The organism is Pseudomonas sp. GL-B-19 (genome assembly GCF_019956415.1).
Lineage (GTDB): Bacteria > Pseudomonadota > Gammaproteobacteria > Pseudomonadales > Pseudomonadaceae > Aquipseudomonas.
Genome location: NZ_JAHBDK010000108.1, coordinates 31,413 through 49,505, shown reverse-complemented (window position 1 = coordinate 49,505; position 18,093 = coordinate 31,413). Strand labels below are relative to the sequence as shown.

The window sequence follows — 18,093 nt, the reverse complement described above, 5'->3', positions numbered from 1 at the left end:
CGGATAATGGCGGCCAATTCGTCTAGCCCGTTATTCTGGTAATCACCCATGGAAATCAAGGTCAACTTTCTCGACAACCTTCGGCTTGAAGCAAAGTTCGATGACTTCACGGTGGTGGCCGATCAACCTATCCGCTACAAGGGTGATGGTTCGGCACCGGGTCCGTTCGACTACTTTCTGGCTTCATCGGCGTTGTGTGCGGCTTATTTCGTGAAGTTGTACTGCGACACTCGCAGTATTCCCACCGAAAACATCCGCCTGTCGCAGAACAACATTGTTGATCCGGAAAACCGCTACAACCAGATTTTCAAGATTCAGGTCGAGTTGCCGGCGGACATCTCCGACAAGGACCGCCAAGGCATCCTGCGTTCCATCGACCGTTGCACCGTGAAAAAAGTGGTGCAAGCCGGGCCTGAGTTTGTGATCGAAGAGGTCGAAAACCTCGACGCCGATGCCCAAGCGTTGTTGATGCCTGCTTCTAACTCAGAGGCGCACACCTATATCGCGGGCAAGGATCTGCCGCTGGAGCAAACCATCGCCAACATGTCGGCCATTCTGGCGGACCTGGGTATGAAGATTGAAATCGCTTCGTGGCGCAATATCGTGCCCAATGTGTGGTCGCTGCACATCCGCGATGCGCATTCGCCGATGTGCTTTACCAACGGTAAGGGTACGACCAAGGAAGGCGCGCTGGCGTCGGCGCTGGGCGAGTTTATCGAGCGTCTGAACTGTAATTTCTTCTACAACGACCAGTTCTGGGGCGAAGACATCGCCAACGCGCCGTTTGTGCATTACCCGGACGAACGCTGGTTCAAGCCTGGCCGTAAAGATGCACTGCCAACTGAAATTCTCGACGAGTACTGCCTGAAGATTTACAACCGCGACGGTGAGCTGCGTGGCTCCCATCTGATCGATACCAACTCTGGCAATGAAGAGCGCGGCATCTGCTCGCTGCCGTACGTGCGCCAGTCGGACGGCGAGGTGGTGTATTTCCCGTCCAACCTGATTGAAAACCTATTCCTGAGCAACGGCATGAGTGCCGGTAACACGCTGGCCGAAGCCCAGGTGCAGTGCCTGTCGGAGATCTTCGAGCGCGCGGTAAAACGCGAAATCATCGAAGGAGAATTTGCACTGCCGGATGTGCCGGCCGATGTGCTGGCGAAGTACCCCGGCATACTCGCCGGTATTCAGGCGCTGGAAGAGCAAGGGTTCCCCGTGTTGGTGAAGGATGCGTCCCTGGGCGGTGAATTCCCGGTGATGTGCGTCACGCTGATGAACCCGCGTACCGGCGGTGTGTTCGCCTCGTTCGGTGCACACCCAAGCCTGGAAGTGGCGCTGGAACGCAGCCTGACCGAATTGTTGCAGGGTCGTAGTTTCGAAGGCCTCAACGACCTGCCCCAGCCGACTTTTGAAGGGCATGCGGTGACCGAGCCGAACAACTTCGTGGAGCACTTTATCGACTCCAGCGGCGTGGTGTCGTGGCGCTTCTTCAGTGCCAAATCGGACTACGAATTCGTGGAGTGGGACTTCTCCGGCCAGGGTGAAAACTCGAATGCCGAGGAAGCCGCGACCTTGTTCGGCATCCTCAAAGGCATGGGCAAAGAAGTGTACATGGCGGTCTACGAGCATATCGGCGCAACGGCATGCCGCATCCTGGTGCCGGACTATTCGGAAATCTATCCCGCGGACGATCTGATCTGGGATAACACCAACAAAGCGCTGTTCTTCCGCGCCGATATCCTGAACCTGCATCGCCTGGACGAAGACGAACTGCAAGCGCTGGTTGAGCGCTTGGTGGAAAGTGAGCTGGACGACTACACCGACATCACCAGCTTGATCGGCATCGAATTTGACGACAATACGGCTTGGGGTCAGCTGACGATCCTGGAGTTAAAGCTGCTGATCTATCTCGCCTTGCAGCAATATGAAGAGGCAAAAGAGGCAGTAGAAATGTTCCTGCAGTACAACGACAACACGGTTGAGCGTGGCTTGTTCTACCAGGCCGTCAATGTGGTGCTGGAAATGAAGCTGGACGAAGACCTGGAACTGGAAGACTACGAGGCCAATTTCCGCAGGATGTTTGGCAACGAGCGCACCGAAGCAGCAATCGGGTCGGTGGACGGCAGCGTGCGCTTCCATGGCTTGACGCCGACCAGCATGAAACTGGAGGGACTCGACAGGCACCTGCGCTTGATCGAGAGCTACAAGAAACTGCACTCGGCACGGGCCAATGTGACTGACCTGTAGGAGCCGGCTTGCTGCGGGCGGCGTTCCGACGATCAACGATAACGCGATTTGCCTTGTTAACCGCAGCGCCTGGATCGCCAGCAAGCCGGCTCCTACAAAATGGTGCGCAAAAGAAAACCCCCGACAGGTCAAGAGGACCGATTGGGGGTTTCGAGGCTAAACCTTACAAAAGTCTAAGCCATATCCTAGTGTGCTGTTCTCGAATTAATATTTCTCCGATATTGGCTACGCTTCCCGTGTCATCCAACGTTCGGAGAGGCGCAGGTGAACGCACTCAACATTGTCCTCAGTCCAGAAGAGCATGCCAGCTGAGCCGGCGTGTACGTTCGGCCACCATCAGCCAGCGCGACGGCCGTCGCGCACGAGTGATTCTGTTGGCGGCCCAAGGCTGTACGCGAGTAGAGATTGCCCGGCTGACCGGCTTCTCACTCCCCGTTATCACGTGCTGGTGTCAGCGCTTCCAGGCTCAACGGCTGGAAGGTTTGCTTGATAAGCCAGGTCGGGGTCGTAAACCTTTTCTGCCCCTTGAAGCGGTGCGCCGTGTTCTTGAGCAAGTGACTCAACCTCGCATCGGTGAGCCTCGATAGAGCTGCCAAAGCATGGCCCGAGCGGCTGGGATTTCGGCCACCAGCGTGTATAAGCTGTGGGCTGCCAATGACTTGAAACCGCACCTGACCCGTACCTTCAAACTGTCCAATGACCCAAACTTCGAAGAGATGTTTTGGGAGGTTATCGGTCTCTACCTAGCCCCGCCGGACAAGGCTTTGGTGCTCTGCTGCGATGAAAAAAGCCAAGTGCAAGCGCTTGAACGTACCCAGCCCGGATTGCCGCTGGGGATCGGCCATATCCGCACGCAGTCGCACGATTACGTGCGCCATGGCACCGTTACGCTGTTCACGGCGCTGGACTACCTTCAGGGGCGCTTGATCAGCTCGATTGAATCTCAACATCGACACCAGGAATGGCTGGAGTTTCTCAAGAAGATCAATCGAGAAACGCCCAAGTACCTTCAATTGCACTTGATCGTCGACAACTACGCCACTCACAAGCATCCGAAAGTGAAGGCGTGGCTGGAAACACACAAACGCTTCCACATGCATTTCACCCCGACTTCCAGTTCGTGGATGAACATGGTTGAACGTTTTTTCGGGACATCACGGTGTATTTACGTGAGGGCAGCTTCCGTTCGGTACGTGAGCTGGAGACCTCTATTACCACGTTCCTGGCCTTGCGAAATGCGCAACCGACCCGGTATGTCTGGAACGCAAAAGGCGAAGATATCTTGAATAAAATTCAGCGCGCCCGTGAAGCAATGGCCTCACACACTAATGGGTAGATTATTTCGAGAACAGCACACTAGCAGGAGTTAGACACGTTTGAGAGTTTGCTGAACATCCGACCACGCAAGCGATTTAACTGGCTGTGTGTCCAGTCGAGGTATTCACTCAGACTCATGGGTTTGCAACATGAGACTCCTGCTTCAATTCAATAGCCGTGTTGCACTCAGCTCCTGCAACCGCCCTCTTAAAAGTATGTGCAGGGTGAGCATGGTCAATAGGATGAGTGCTATGCTGGAAAGTGCATAGACTGGATCAGTATGGGTGGTTTCTATATTGGTATATTTATTTCCTATCAGTGTAGACTGCACCAACCCCGACCCACAGGCAGCCCACGATAAAAAAAACAATACAAATATTTCGATTGGTTTTGCTCGGCTTGCGATATATGGCAGTAGTGCTGCGGCAGAGATCCCTAGTAGTGTTAAGTCGTAGTCGAAACTGTAAGGGCTTATGTATAGCGAGGCTGTAGCGGTTATCCCAATTATATGTCTTGGGTTTTTTAGCTTGATATAAGATATTGCTATTGTCGAACACGCTATAACTGCTGCTAAAAGCTGTATGGTCAATGCGATTGCAGAAGGAACTCCGAATTCGTGAATCGTGGCGTAAATCGATGTCATCCGGAATGATGGGAAAGCCCCAAGTGCTAAGAGGCGGCTTGTATCCTTCATTCCTTCAGCAAACGCAAGCCATATACTTGGCCCAAATATAATCATAGACGCTATTAAGGTCAGTGTGACCGTCAGGAGTGCGACTCCCAAGGCTGACCATCTTTTACTGATCAAAGCAAGGACCGTTATACCAACAGCGAGATGTGGCTTTATAATCATCAGCCCTAGAGGCAGTCCTGCTACAGCTTTACGCTTCATAAAGGCCAAAAAAAACAACCCGACAATTGTGCCTGTAAGGAAACCATTTTGACCTGATCTTATATTTAAGAGTATGGCGGGGAAAATTGCCAAAATAACGCTACCAAAATATTCTGAGGATATTGACTTGATTGTGAGTAGGTATGATGCAAACGTCAGTCCGGTAAACGTAAAGTATGCCAATCCGGCCGGGAGCACTGCTAGCGCCGCAGTGATAAAATTAAATTGTGGCGGGTATGACCACACCATAAAGGTGCTTGTCCCATAGAGTTTTTGTTGTGCTTCAAAAAAATCTTTATAATGGTAGGCTTGGTTGAGGGTGCCATCCCAAAACATTTTTCCTGAGACATAAAATGCATCGAAGTCAGTTAGAGCCTTTTCTGTTCTGAAAAGGGATGGGTATTGGAAATCAATAGCCATGAACACTAAGATCCCTACGCACGCAAGAATTATTATTCTGCTTAGCTCGGGGCTTACCTTGTATGCAACAGCGGTTAGCTGATTTTTCATCGGGGTTCCCTATGTTATAGATGTCATGCATTTTCTGATCGACGCATAAAGCAGTCTAGTCATCACTGCGTGAATCACCTCACATCCTGATCCATCTGAACCTCCAGCTCTTAGACTCTTTACTGCTTGCATGCGTGTCAGCGTGCGCTCCTGCTGGCTTCGATTTTATGCACTGTAAATTTATTTTTTTATGTATTTCGGCCTTCCTTTTACCTCTATATATATTCTTCCGATATACTCTCCTAACACACCGATACCAATCAACTGGATTCCACCTATAAATAATATTACCGTCATCAATGAAGGATATCCAGGAACTTGATTTCCAAAAAAAATCTTATCTAAGATCATCCATGCTGCATATAAAAACGCAACCAAGGCAACGCCAAATCCTATGTATGTCCAAACCCTCAAAGGGACAGTTGAGCAGCTAGTGATCCCCTCTACTGCTAGATTCCACAATTTCCATCCGTTAAACTTGCTTTTTCCCGCGATACGCTCAGGCCTACAATATTCTACGACCTCAGTTTTTCCGCCTACCCATGATAATATATCTTTCATGAATAGGTTTCTTTCGGGTAGCAGTAAAATGTTATCAACGACCTGACGTGATAACAATCGAAAATCCCCGACGTTTTCTTCTATCTTAAGCTGGCTTATTTTGTTGTGAAGCTTATAAAACCACTCAGCGCTTTTTCTTTTAAGCATGGAGTCACTATGTCTATCAATACGTTTAGCCAAGACAATACTAGCACCATCCAGCCATTTTTCAATCAGTCGACTCACTACTTCGATAGGGTCTTGTAAGTCAACATCAATTGGGATGACGGCCTCTCCCGATGAGCACTCAAGCCCAGCAAAAAGTGCAGGTTCTTTGCCGAAATTCCTCGTGAATTCTACCAGCTTAACCAGAGCGTCATTTTTCATAAAGCCATAAATAATATTTGCACTTTCATCACTGCTTCCATCGTTAACAAAAACTATTTCAATATCATAATTGCTCAGGTCACTCCGCCCTCTTATACATTCATAAAAAATAGGCAGCGCCTCTTGTTCATTGTAGATTGGAACTACTAAAGATATTTTCATGGAGTCTGCTCTCCGAATACAAAAAACCTTGAGTAAACAAAGCCAACAGCCAAGCCTGTGACAGAAAACAACATTAGTGTGAATACTGGATTCAGATTTACTATGTTGGATATGGCTCCAATGCTAGTAGCTATTCCTCCCATGAATCCGGCATATAGAAAATATCTCCACCCAGTAGCTTCCTTTTTAAATGTCCATTTGGAATTAATAAAAAACTCACTGCGACTGCAAAAAAAAGCAGAGCCGTTGCAAATAATTTGATTGCTCGTGAGTAAGAAATAAAAAACAAAAAAGACTAACCAGTGTGTAAAAGTATTTAATATCCCTACAAATAAATATCTCATAAATTGCATGGATTCTTACCCGTAAGTTTATGAATCGAGTCGACGCCGCCAGTACATAGATACAGGATTATGTCACGAAAAAAACGCTCCACTCTCATCCGCGAACTGGACGTTTGAGCGAAATGCATGTGGAAAAATTTGCATCGCTCCAGCCACTTTTGATACCGGTGTTGGCGCTCGATGCAACTGATCAAGCATCTCTGAAGATAATCGTGCGATTGTGTGCGGATATTATCGATGCTCAGAGTTAGTCCTAACGGAGTACACTCAAGGGCATGAACCTGGATTCTTGCATCGCAACAGATCACCGAGGTCTTATCCGGCGAATCGGAATACAGCCCAATGACATCCCAGAATTTTTCTTCACGGATTGTATCGTTGGACAGTTTGAAGGTACGTGTCAGATGGGGTTTTACGTAGGTGGCAGCCCATATATGCTGGACGCTGGCCGGTGACATGTCAGCGACTCGCGCCGTGCTTCGCCAACTCCAGCAATGCTGTCCGACACGTGCTTGAACTACCTTCTCAAGCACTCCACTTAGTGCATTCGATGGTAACAACATCGTATGCCAGCGTTCCTGTTTATCGATCAAGCCCGCCAATTTTTGTTCTTGGAAACTGTTGCACCATCGTGTTACTGAACGTAGTGAAAACCCGGCCACTTGGGCTATTTCAACCCGCGAGCAGCCTTGGGAGGCCAATAGGATCACCCGAACGCGCCAGCCTCTAGGCTTACTGGTGGTGGCAGTCCTGATACTACGAATGAGTTCCGTACATGTTTCCGAAGTAAGGGTGATATTTTGGAAGTTCACCTGTTCGCCTCCATCCCTGCGCTGACGGTGGAAGCATAGCTTGTTTTCAGGGAGGCACTCGTCCATTCCACTATTGGCGCATAAGCCATTCGCTTGATATTTTCACTGCCCTGCGTAGATGGCGTTTGAAGCTGACCCGCGAGGAAGTCGAGGTAATCGGCAATCACTGACATGTGCGCATATTGGTTGCTTGTGCTGACCGTTTTGCCTCGGAGGGAAATCGAAACGACCTTGCCGTTATTCTCGTCAACCAACAGTTTCTGCATGAAATCGCGCAAAGAATGCACTTCATGAGCTTGAAGCAGCTCGCAGCACGAAAAGCGCGATTCGATATCAATGCAGTAGTAACTCTGCCAGGCGTACAGGGCCTTGATCGCCAGCAAGCCGGCTCCTACAAAATGGTGCGCAAAAGAAAACCCCCGACCGGTCAAGAGGACCGATCGGGGGTTTCGAGGCTAAACCTTACACTCTTCTCTTATGAGGGTCAGAACGGGATATCGTCATCAAAGCTGTCGAAATCCGGAGCCGGCTGAGGAGCGGCCTGCTGCTGTGGAGCCGGACGCGACTGCTGCGGTGTCGACTGCTGCGGACGCGGAGCCTGTTGGCGTGGTGCCGGAGCGGATTGCTGGTAGTTATTGCCCCCGCCTTGTTGGTCGCCCTGTTGTGGACGGCCGCCCAGCAGTTGCATGGTGCCTTGCATGTCGACCACGATTTCAGTGGTGTAACGCTTGATACCGTCTTTTTCCCACTCGCGGGTCTGAAGCTTGCCTTCGATGTACACCTGCGAGCCTTTACGCAGGTATTCGCCGGCGATTTCGGCAACCTTGCCGAACATCGACACACGGTGCCATTCGGTCTTCTCGACTTTCTGACCGGTTTGCTTGTCGGTCCATTGTTCGCTGGTCGCCAGACTCAGGTTGGTCACGGCGTTACCGTTAGGCAAGTAGCGAACTTCGGGATCCTGGCCGCAAGTGCCGACCAATATGACTTTGTTAACCCCACGGGCCATAACGTTCTCCTAGGCTACGCACGCTGCCTCGGCCGGGTTGTTCACCAGGCGCTCGAGGGTGGTGCGATCCAATAGTTCGGTGTCCAATTTGATGTAAATCGCCGCTTCGTCTGCGACGATCACTGCATCTGTTACCCCTACGACAGCCTTCAGGCGCTCGACCAGACCCGCTTCGCGGATCGCCTCGGGCGACAACGGCAAGCGCAGACTCGTCACGTAGGGAGGTTCACGCATGGTAACAGCAAAGGCCAACCAGAGGGCAGCCAGACCGGCGCATCCAAGGAACACAACCGACAGACCGCCATGCTGATACATCCAGCCGCCGAGAATACCGCCCAGTGCCGAACCGAGGAACTGGCTGGTGGAATAAACCCCCATCGCCGTGCCCTTGCCACCTGCTGGTGAAACCTTGCTGATCAGCGAAGGCAACGAAGCTTCCAGCAGATTGAACGCGGTGAAAAACACCACAGTCCCGATCACCAGAGCCCGCAAGCTATCGCCGAACTGCCAGAAGAATAGCTCAGTGAGCATCAGCGTCAGCACTGCGCCCAATAAAACTCGTTTCATTTTGCGTTTCTTCTCGCCGTAGATAATGAACGGGATCATGGCGAAGAAAGAAATCAGCAGCGCGGTCAGGTACACCCACCAGTGCTGCTCTTTAGGCAGACCGGCTTTTTCGACCAGTGCCAAAGGCAAGGCAACGAAGCTCGACATCAACATCGCGTGCAACACAAAAATGCCCAGGTCCAGACGCAACAGGTCCGGATGCTTGAGCGTCGGCATCAGCGCCTGGCGCGCGACACCAGACTCGCGGTGCTGCAATGGTCCGGTGGATTTCGGCACCATGAACATCACAATCACGATGCCGAACAGCGCCATGCCGCCCGTAGCGAGGAACAGCCCGGACAGGCCGAAGGCACGGGTCAGCAACGGCCCTACCACCATGGCGACAGCGAACGACAGGCCTATCGTCATGCCGATCATGGCCATCGCTTTGGTCCGATGCTGTTCGCGAGTCAGGTCTGACAACAACGCCATGACGGCGGCAGAAATCGCCCCCGCGCCTTGCAGGATTCGTCCGGCGATAACGCCCCAGATCGAATCGGCATTGGCCGCCAGTACGCTACCCAGGGCGAAGACGATCAGCCCCAGGTAAATAACCGGACGACGACCAATACGGTCGGAAATGATGCCGAAAGGAATCTGGAAGATTGCCTGGGTCAGGCCGTAAGCGCCGATCGCCAGCCCGATGAGGGCCGGTGTTGCGCCTGCCAGATCCATCCCATAGGTCGCCAGTACCGGCAACACCATGAACATGCCAAGCATACGGAAGGCGAACACAAGGGCCAGACCGCTTGCTGCGCGGGTCTCACTGCCACTCATGCGTTCGCTGTGGGGATCGTGCATGGAAAAACCTCATGTGAACCGGCCGCGATTCTACCAGTCCCATCGAATGACAGGGTATATCGCGACGCTTTGACGCGTTCCGCTGACAGACTCTTCATGTAAGACAATCACCCACTCGTTTGACAGTGTGCATCCATCCAGTATTTGGCCGTATACTCCTACGTTTTCGACGCCCGCCAAGCGAGGCTACTTTGGACAAGATCCTGATTCGTGGGGCCCGGACCCACAACCTGAAGAACATCGACCTGACCCTGCCACGGGACAAGCTGATCGTCATCACCGGCCTGTCCGGGTCGGGCAAATCGTCCCTGGCATTCGACACGCTGTACGCCGAAGGCCAGCGCCGCTACGTCGAATCGTTGTCGGCCTACGCCCGGCAGTTTTTGTCGATGATGGAAAAACCTGACGTCGACACCATCGAAGGTTTGTCGCCGGCCATTTCCATCGAGCAGAAGTCGACCTCGCACAATCCGCGCTCGACAGTCGGCACCATCACCGAAATCTACGATTACCTGCGATTGCTGTATGCACGCGTGGGTATTCCGCGCTGCCCCGATCACGACATTCCACTGGAAGCGCAGACCGTCAGCCAGATGGTCGACCTGGTCCTCACCCAGCCGGAAGGCAGCAAACTGATGCTGCTGGCGCCGGTGATCCGCGAGCGCAAAGGCGAACATCTGTCGGTATTCGAAGAATTGCGCGCGCAAGGTTTTGTGCGGGCGCGAGTCAACGGTCGGCTCTGCGAGCTGGACGAGTTGCCGAAGCTGGATAAACAGAAGAAGCACACGATCGATGTCGTGGTCGATCGCTTCAAGGTTCGCGCCGACCTGCAACAGCGTCTGGCCGAGTCGTTCGAGACCGCACTGAAGCTGGCTGACGGCATTGCGCTGGTTGCGCCGATGGACGACGAGCCGGGTGAAGAGATGATCTTCTCCGCCCGCTTCGCTTGCCCGATTTGCGGCCATGCCATCAGTGAACTGGAACCCAAGCTCTTCTCTTTCAACAACCCGGCCGGCGCGTGCCCGACTTGCGATGGCCTGGGCGTGAAGCAGTTTTTCGACATCAAGCGCCTGGTGAACGGCGAGCTGACACTGGCCGAGGGTGCGATTCGTGGCTGGGACAGGCGCAACGTCTATTACTTCCAGATGCTCGGGTCGTTAGCGTCCCACTACAAATTCAGCCTCGAAGTACCGTTCAACGAACTGCCGGCCGATCAGCAGAAATTCATCCTGCATGGGAGCGGCTCGCAGAACGTCGATTTCAAATACCTGAATGACCGTGGCGACATCGTTAAACGCTCACACCCGTTCGAAGGCATCGTGCCGAACCTTGAACGCCGCTATCGCGAAACCGAGTCCGCTTCGGTGCGTGAAGAGCTGGCCAAGTTCCTCAGCACTCAGCCATGCCCGGATTGCCGTGGCACGCGTCTGCGTCGCGAGGCGCGGCACGTTTGGGTGGGTGAGAAGACGCTGCCGGCAGTGACAAATCTGCCGATTGGCGACGCCTGTGAATACTTCGGCGTGCTGAAGCTGACTGGCCGTCGCGGCGAAATCGCCGACAAGATTCTCAAGGAAATCCGCGAGCGTCTGCAGTTCCTGGTCAACGTGGGCCTCGACTACTTGTCGCTGGATCGCAGTGCCGACACCTTGTCCGGTGGTGAAGCTCAGCGGATCCGTCTGGCCAGCCAGATCGGCGCAGGCCTTGTGGGCGTTCTGTACATCCTCGACGAGCCGTCGATTGGTCTGCACCAACGGGACAACGATCGATTGCTCGGTACGCTCAAGCACCTGCGCGATATCGGCAACACAGTGATAGTGGTCGAGCACGACGAAGACGCGATTCGCCTGGCGGACTACGTTGTGGATATCGGTCCGGGCGCTGGCATACACGGCGGGCATATTGTTGCCGAAGGTACACCGGCCGAGGTCATGGCTCACCCTGACTCGTTGACCGGCAAGTACTTGTCGGGTCGGGTGAAGATTGCCGTTCCGGCCAATCGCACACCGCGCAACAAGAAGTTGTCACTGTCGCTGAAGGGTGCTCGCGGTAACAACTTGCGCAATGTCGACCTGGACATCCCGATCGGCCTGCTGACCTGCGTGACCGGCGTGTCCGGCTCCGGCAAGTCGACGCTGATCAACAACACGTTGTTTCCCCTGAGCGCCACAGCCCTCAACGGCGCTACGACGCTGGAAGCTGCCGCGCACGACAGCATCAAGGGACTGGAACATCTGGACAAGGTCGTCGACATCGACCAAAGCCCTATCGGCCGTACGCCACGCTCCAACCCCGCCACCTATACCGGGCTGTTCACACCGATTCGCGAGCTGTTCGCCGGCGTACCGGAATCTCGCTCACGCGGTTACGGCCCGGGACGCTTCTCCTTCAACGTAAAGGGTGGACGTTGCGAGGCCTGCCAGGGCGACGGTTTGATCAAGGTGGAAATGCACTTCCTGCCCGACATCTATGTCCCGTGCGACGTCTGCAAGAGCAAGCGCTACAACCGCGAAACCCTTGAGATCAAGTACAAGGGCAAGAGCATCCACGAAACCCTCGAGATGACCATCGAGGAAGCCCGGGTGTTCTTCGACGCAGTTCCGGCACTGGCGCGCAAGCTTCAGACGCTGATGGATGTGGGCCTGTCTTACATCAAGCTGGGGCAATCGGCGACCACGCTGTCCGGTGGTGAGGCGCAGCGGGTCAAGCTGTCCCGCGAATTGTCCAAGCGCGATACCGGCAAGACGCTGTACATCCTCGACGAGCCAACCACTGGCCTGCACTTCGCGGACATCCAGCAACTGCTCGATGTACTGCATCGACTGCGTGACCACGGAAACACCGTGGTGGTAATCGAGCATAACCTCGACGTGATCAAGACCGCTGACTGGTTGGTGGACCTGGGTCCGGAAGGCGGTTCCAAGGGCGGGCAGATCATTGCCGTCGGTACTCCGGAAGAAGTGTCCGAGATGAAGCAGTCTCACACCGGCTTCTACCTCAAGCCGCTGCTGGAGCGCGATCGGGCCTGAATCCGGCTACAAAAAAAGCCCCTGTCACTTGCTCAGTGACAGGGGCTTTTTGTATCGGTGCAATCAGGCGTGGGACTGCAGGTAGTTCTCGAGACCGATCAATTTGATCAGACCCATCTGCTTTTCAAGCCAGTAGGTGTGGTCTTCTTCGGTGTCATGCAATTGAACCCGCAGCATCTCGCGGCTGACATAGTCCTTGTGCTGCTCGCAGAGTTTGATGCCCTTGCAGAGCGCGGCGCGGACTTTGTATTCCAGTCGCAGGTCGGCGGCGAGCATGTCCGGCACGGTGGTGCCGACATCAAGGTCGTCCGGACGCATGCGAGGCGTCCCTTCGAGCATCAGAATCCGGCGCATCAGGGCATCAGCATGCCCGGCCTCTTCTTCCATCTCGTGGTTGATACGTTCGTAGAGCTTGGTGAAACCCCAGTCCTCATACATCCGCGAATGGACGAAATATTGATCACGCGCCGCCAGTTCGCCGGTCAGCAACGTGTTGAGGTAATCGATTACGTCTGGGTGGCCTTGCATCGCCCTACATCTCCCTGCTTGAAAGTCTGTAGTTTGGACCAAGGCGACCGTTTGGTCACTTCGTTTGCGCGATAAAAGCGAAGATATTCTGAGAAAAGTAGTTTAAATAACGCAAAAACCGCCCAAACAAGGGCGGTTCTGCTTCTCATTTAGACTTCGTTAAGCTGTACGTTGAGCAGCTTTGCGATTGCTTCTCCATACGCCGGATCGGCTTTGTAGAAATGCTGTAATTGCCGGTCAACCACATCACTGGAAACCCCGGCCATTGCGGCGGCAATGTTGCTGACCAGCAGCGCTTTCTGCTCGTCGCTCATCAAACGGAACAACGCACCGGCGTGGCTGTAGTAATCGGTATCTTCGCGGTGATTGTAGCGATCAGCCGCACCGCTCAACGCCAATGGCGGCTCAGCATAACGAGGCGCTTGCTTCGGCGATTCGACGTAGCTATTCGGCTCATAGTTAGGTGCCGCACCGCCGTTACTGCCAAATGCCATCGACCCATCACGTTGGTAGCTGTTCACCGGGCTGCGAGGCGCGTTCACCGGCAGTTGCTGGTGATTGGTGCCAATGCGGTAGCGGTGCGCATCCGCGTAAGCAAACACGCGACCTTGGAGCATGCGGTCAGGTGACAAACCAACGCCTGGCACCATATTGCTCGGACCGAACGCCGCCTGCTCGACTTCAGCAAAGTAGTTCAGCGGATTGCGATTGAGCTCCAGTTCACCGACTTCGATCAGCGGAAACTCTTTCTGTGACCAGGTTTTTGTCACATCGAACGGGTTCTCGTAGTGCACCGCGGCTTGAGCCTCGGTCATGACCTGGATGCAAACGCGCCATTTCGGGAAGTCACCGCGTTCGATAGCGCCGAACAAGTCGCGCTGTGCGTAATCCGGATCGATGCCTGCCAGGCGCACTGCTTCTGCTGGCGCGAGGTTCTTGATCCCTTGTTGGGTCTTGTAGTGCCACTTCACCCAGTGCCGCTCGCCATTGGCGTTGATCAGGCTGTAGGTATGGCTACCGAAGCCATGCATGTGACGGTAGCCGTCAGGAATGCCTCGATCCGAGAACAGGATGGTGACCTGGTGCAGCGTCTCAGGCGAATGCGACCAGAAGTCCCACATCATCTGTGCGCTTTTCAGATTGCTTTGCGGCAGGCGTTTTTGAGTGTGAATGAAGTCCGGAAATTTCAAAGGATCGCGAATGAAAAACACCGGCGTGTTGTTGCCGACGATGTCCCAGTTGCCTTCTTCGGTATAGAACTTCAGGGCGAAGCCTCGTGGATCGCGTTCGGTATCGGCCGAACCACGCTCACCGCCGACGGTGGAAAACCGCAGGAAGGTAGGGGCTTGCTTACCAACGACCTCGAACAGTTTGGCGCTGGTGTACCGGGTGATGTCACGCGTGACGGTGAACGTGCCGTAGGCACCCGAACCTTTGGCGTGCACACGGCGCTCCGGGATGTTTTCACGGTTGAAGTGGGCAAGCTTCTCGATCAGATGAAAGTCGTCGAGCAGCAGTGGGCCACGTGGGCCGGCGGAGCGGGAATTCTGGTTATCGGCGACAGGAGCGCCACTGGCTGTGGTAAGCGTTTTACTTTGGCTCATGCGATCTCTTCCTTTGTCAGTCTTTCACTGCCGGATAATCGGCTGACAAGGAGTATTGATCACCAACGTTACACCTACAAATTCATTAACCTTTCAGTGTCGATAGAAAATAACTAACGTTCACAGCACTTTTCGAACGCCCACAAAAAACCGGGCACTAGGCCCGGTTCTTCGTTTCAGACTGACGTCTTACTCGGCAGTTACAGCTTCGCCGGCAGTAGCACGATCAACCAACTCGACGTACGCCATAGGCGCGTTGTCGCCAGTGCGGAAGCCGCACTTGAGGATGCGCAGGTAGCCACCCTCACGGGTAGCGTAACGCTTGCCCAGGTCGTTGAAGAGCTTACCAACGATAGCTTTCGAACGAGTACGGTCGAAAGCCAGACGGCGGTTAGCCAGGCTGTCTGTCTTGGCCAAAGTGATCAGCGGCTCAGCAACGCGACGCAGTTCTTTAGCTTTCGGCAGTGTAGTTTTGATCAGCTCGTGCTCGAACAGCGACACTGCCATGTTTTGAAACATGGCCTTGCGGTGCGAGCTAGTGCGGCTCAGGTGACGACCACTTTTACGATGACGCATGGTTCATTCCTTACCAAACACGACGTTCGGTGATTACGACGATCAGGCAGTCGCCTTGTCGTCCTTCTTAAGACTTGCAGGCGGCCAGTTGTCGAGGCGCATGCCGAGGGACAGACCGCGGGAGGCCAGAACGTCCTTGATTTCAGTCAAGGATTTCTTGCCAAGGTTCGGAGTCTTCAACAGCTCTACTTCGGTACGCTGAATCAGGTCACCGATGTAGTAGATGTTTTCCGCCTTAAGGCAGTTAGCCGAACGTACAGTCAGTTCCAGATCGTCAACCGGGCGAAGCAGGATCGGATCGATCTCGTCTTCCTGCTCGACAACCACTGGCTCACTGTCACCTTTGAGATCGACGAACGCAGCCAACTGCTGTTGCAGAATGGTTGCAGCGCGGCGGATAGCCTCTTCAGGATCCAGAGTACCGTTGGTTTCCAGATCAATAACCAGCTTGTCCAGGTTAGTACGCTGCTCGACACGGGCGTTTTCCACCACGTATGCGATACGGCGAACCGGGCTGAACGAAGAGTCAAGCTGCAAGCGACCGATGCTGCGGCTTTCGTCTTCATCGCTCTGACGCGAGTCTGCCGGTTCATAACCACGACCACGAGCTACGGTGAGCTTCATGTTCAGGGCGCCGTTAGACGCCAGGTTAGCGATTACGTGATCGGGGTTAACGATCTCGACATCATGATCCAGCTGAATATCGGCAGCGGTAACCACCCCCGAACCCTTCTTCGACAAGGTCAGCGTAACTTCGTCACGACCGTGCAGCTTGATAGCCAGACCTTTAAGGTTCAACAGGATTTCAATTACGTCTTCCTGTACGCCTTCGATGGCGCTGTACTCATGGAGTACACCGTCAATCTCGGCCTCGACTACTGCACAGCCGGGCATTGAGGACAACAGGATGCGGCGCAGCGCGTTGCCCAGGGTGTGGCCGAAACCACGCTCGAGAGGCTCGAGAGTGATCTTGGCGCGGGTTGGACTGACAACCTGCACATCAATGTGGCGGGGTGTCAGGAACTCATTTACCGAAATCTGCATGGATGCACCTATTTTCTAGCCCTTACTTGGAGTAGAGCTCGACAATCAGGCTTTCGTTGATGTCGGCGGACAGATCACTGCGAGCTGGAACGTTCTTGAAAACGCCCGACTTCTTCTCAGTGTCTACTTCTACCCATTCTACGCGGCCACGTTGGGCACACAGATCGAGAGCTTGGACAATGCGAAGTTGGTTCTTTGCTTTCTCGCGAATCGCGACCACGTCACCAGCACGAACCTGGTAAGACGGTACGTTTACGGTCTGACCGTTAACGCTGACGGATTTGTGCGATACCAGCTGACGGGATTCGGCACGAGTAGAGCCAAAACCCATACGGTATACAACGTTGTCCAGACGGCATTCGAGCAGTTGCAGCAGGTTTTCACCGGTTGCACCTTTCTTGCCAGCAGCTTCTTTGTAGTAGCCGCTGAATTGACGCTCGAGAACGCCGTAGATACGACGGACCTTCTGCTTTTCACGCAGTTGGGTGCCGTAATCGGACTGGCGACCGCGGCGTTGGCCGTGGATACCAGGTGCTGCTTCAATGTTGCACTTCGATTCGATCGCGCGCACGCCGCTCTTCAGAAAGAGATCGGTGCCTTCGCGACGAGCGAGTTTGCATTTTGGACCAATGTAACGAGCCATTCTTTACAATCTCCTGGATTACACGCGGCGCTTCTTCGGCGGACGGCACCCGTTGTGCGGGATTGGCGTCACGTCGGTGATGCTGGCGATCTTGTAGCCACAGCCGTTCAAAGCGCGGACTGCAGATTCACGACCTGGGCCTGGACCTTTGACGTTAACGTCGAGGTTTTTCAGACCGTATTCCAGCGCAGCTTGGCCAGCACGTTCAGCAGCTACTTGAGCAGCAAACGGGGTGGACTTGCGGGAACCGCGGAAACCCGAACCACCGGAGGTAGCCCAGGAAAGAGCGTTGCCTTGACGGTCGGTGATGGTCACGATTGTGTTGTTAAAAGATGCATGGATGTGGGCGATGCCATCAACCACTGTCTTTTTAACTTTTTTACGAGGACGAGCAGCAGGTTTAGCCATGATTAATTTCCTGTCGATTCGCTGGGGCGATTACTTGCGGATCGGCTTACGCGGACCTTTACGGGTACGCGCGTTAGTCTTGGTACGCTGACCGCGCACTGGAAGACCACGACGATGACGCAGACCGCGATAGCAACCGAGGTCCATCAAACGCTTGATTTTCATGTTGATTTCGCGACGCAGGTCACCTTCAGTGGTGAACTTCGCCACTTCGCCACGCAGCTGTTCAATCTGCTCGTCGCTCAGATCTTTGATCTTTGCGGCTGGGTTTACCCCAGTCACTGCACAGATCTTCTGTGCAGTAGTGCGACCAACACCATAGATGTAGGTCAGCGAGATAACAGTATGCTTGTTATCTGGAATGTTAACGCCTGCAATACGGGCCATTCAGTGGGACTCCAATTGACAGCTACCTACGCCCCGGAAGCCAAGAAATAGGGCGCGAGATAATATCGCTGTAATAACAAATAATCAACCCGGTAGCGCACTAGCTACCGGGCTTGAAGCACAATCACACTCAGCCTTGGCGCTGTTTGTGACGCGGTTCCGCGCTGCAAATTACTCGAACAACACCTTCGCGGCGAATAATTTTGCAGTTACGGCACAGCTTTTTCACCGATGCACGAACTTTCATCAC

Annotated in this window: 16 protein-coding genes and 2 pseudogenes; 3 read left to right on the top strand and 15 right to left on the bottom strand. The window is 53.8% G+C overall.

Annotated elements, in window-relative coordinates; translation table 11 throughout:
* The first annotated feature begins 48 nt into the window (after nt 1-48).
* Together KGB06_RS29210 and KGB06_RS29205 are read left to right on the top strand one after the other, a co-directional pair.
* Nucleotides 49-2,247: an OsmC domain/YcaO domain-containing protein gene (locus tag KGB06_RS29210; protein ID WP_223521838.1), complete on the top strand. Its 2,199-nt coding sequence runs from the start codon at nt 49-51 to the stop codon at nt 2,245-2,247.
* A gap of 264 nt (nt 2,248-2,511) precedes the next feature.
* A pseudogene (locus KGB06_RS29205) lies at nt 2,512-3,583 on the top strand (IS630 family transposase).
* A gap of 144 nt (nt 3,584-3,727) precedes the next feature.
* On the opposite strand, the gene KGB06_RS29200 reads toward KGB06_RS29205, so the two are convergent.
* The 7 genes and pseudogenes from KGB06_RS29200 to KGB06_RS29170 all read right to left on the bottom strand — a co-directional run bounded on the left by KGB06_RS29200 (nt 3,728) and on the right by KGB06_RS29170 (nt 9,627).
* Nucleotides 3,728-4,966 carry a glycosyltransferase family 87 protein gene (locus tag KGB06_RS29200; protein ID WP_223521837.1) on the bottom strand — a complete coding sequence of 413 codons (1,239 nt, stop codon included), beginning with the start codon at nt 4,964-4,966 and terminating at the stop codon, nt 3,728-3,730.
* 180 nt (nt 4,967-5,146) lie between these two features.
* Entirely contained in the window at nt 5,147-6,055 is a 909-nt protein-coding gene (locus KGB06_RS29195) for a glycosyltransferase family 2 protein (RefSeq protein ID WP_223521836.1), read from the bottom strand.
* Complete coding sequence (locus KGB06_RS30220; protein WP_223522034.1) at nt 6,052-6,399, bottom strand: GtrA family protein; 348 nt, start codon at nt 6,397-6,399, stop codon at nt 6,052-6,054. The genes KGB06_RS29195 and KGB06_RS30220 overlap by 4 nt, the downstream gene beginning before the upstream one ends.
* 23 nt (nt 6,400-6,422) lie before the next feature.
* Nucleotides 6,423-7,211 (bottom strand): annotated as a pseudogene (locus tag KGB06_RS29185) (helix-turn-helix domain-containing protein); the annotation flags it as partial.
* Nucleotides 7,208-7,594, bottom strand: a complete 387-nt coding sequence (locus KGB06_RS29180; RefSeq protein ID WP_223521835.1) for a hypothetical protein — start codon at nt 7,592-7,594, stop codon at nt 7,208-7,210. The gene KGB06_RS29180 and the pseudogene KGB06_RS29185, both read right to left, overlap by 4 nt.
* A gap of 101 nt (nt 7,595-7,695) precedes the next feature.
* Nucleotides 7,696-8,220 (bottom strand): single-stranded DNA-binding protein, encoded by a 525-nt coding sequence (locus tag KGB06_RS29175; RefSeq protein WP_223521834.1) that lies wholly within the window; start codon nt 8,218-8,220, stop codon nt 7,696-7,698.
* A 9-nt stretch (nt 8,221-8,229) separates the two neighbouring features.
* Nucleotides 8,230-9,627: an MFS transporter gene (locus tag KGB06_RS29170; protein ID WP_223521833.1), complete on the bottom strand. Its 1,398-nt coding sequence runs from the start codon at nt 9,625-9,627 to the stop codon at nt 8,230-8,232.
* 191 nt (nt 9,628-9,818) lie between these two features.
* Between KGB06_RS29170 and uvrA the strand changes: the two genes are divergently transcribed.
* Entirely contained in the window at nt 9,819-12,653 is a 2,835-nt protein-coding gene (uvrA, locus tag KGB06_RS29165; RefSeq protein ID WP_223521832.1) for an excinuclease ABC subunit UvrA, read from the top strand.
* A 63-nt stretch (nt 12,654-12,716) separates the two neighbouring features.
* On the opposite strand, the gene bfr is transcribed toward uvrA, so the two are convergent.
* The 8 genes from bfr to rpmJ form a co-directional block, all read right to left on the bottom strand.
* Nucleotides 12,717-13,181 (bottom strand): bacterioferritin, encoded by a 465-nt coding sequence (gene bfr / locus KGB06_RS29160; RefSeq protein ID WP_007943775.1) that lies wholly within the window; start codon nt 13,179-13,181, stop codon nt 12,717-12,719.
* A 149-nt stretch (nt 13,182-13,330) separates the two neighbouring features.
* Nucleotides 13,331-14,785 carry a catalase gene (locus KGB06_RS29155; RefSeq protein WP_223521831.1) on the bottom strand — a complete coding sequence of 485 codons (1,455 nt, stop codon included), beginning with the start codon at nt 14,783-14,785 and terminating at the stop codon, nt 13,331-13,333.
* A 189-nt stretch (nt 14,786-14,974) separates the two neighbouring features.
* On the bottom strand, nt 14,975-15,361 hold the full coding sequence (gene rplQ, locus KGB06_RS29150) for a 50S ribosomal protein L17 (protein WP_140671918.1): 387 nt from the start codon (nt 15,359-15,361) through the stop codon (nt 14,975-14,977).
* Between the two features lie 42 nt (nt 15,362-15,403).
* The gene (locus tag KGB06_RS29145; protein ID WP_003186012.1) at nt 15,404-16,405 is read right to left on the bottom strand and encodes a DNA-directed RNA polymerase subunit alpha; all 1,002 of its coding nucleotides are present in this window, start codon (nt 16,403-16,405) and stop codon (nt 15,404-15,406) included.
* Between the two features lie 22 nt (nt 16,406-16,427).
* Nucleotides 16,428-17,048: a 30S ribosomal protein S4 gene (rpsD, locus tag KGB06_RS29140; RefSeq protein ID WP_003210056.1), complete on the bottom strand. Its 621-nt coding sequence runs from the start codon at nt 17,046-17,048 to the stop codon at nt 16,428-16,430.
* A gap of 18 nt (nt 17,049-17,066) precedes the next feature.
* The gene (gene rpsK / locus KGB06_RS29135; protein ID WP_002555466.1) at nt 17,067-17,456 is read right to left on the bottom strand and encodes a 30S ribosomal protein S11; all 390 of its coding nucleotides are present in this window, start codon (nt 17,454-17,456) and stop codon (nt 17,067-17,069) included.
* Nucleotides 17,457-17,486: 30 nt separating this feature from the next.
* A complete protein-coding gene (rpsM, locus tag KGB06_RS29130) occupies nt 17,487-17,843 on the bottom strand; it encodes a 30S ribosomal protein S13 (RefSeq protein ID WP_003186020.1) in 357 nt (118 codons plus the stop codon).
* 130 nt (nt 17,844-17,973) lie between these two features.
* Nucleotides 17,974-18,090, bottom strand: coding sequence for a 50S ribosomal protein L36 (gene rpmJ / locus KGB06_RS29125; protein WP_002555468.1), 117 nt, complete (start codon nt 18,088-18,090; stop codon nt 17,974-17,976).
* Nucleotides 18,091-18,093 lie beyond the last annotated feature (3 nt).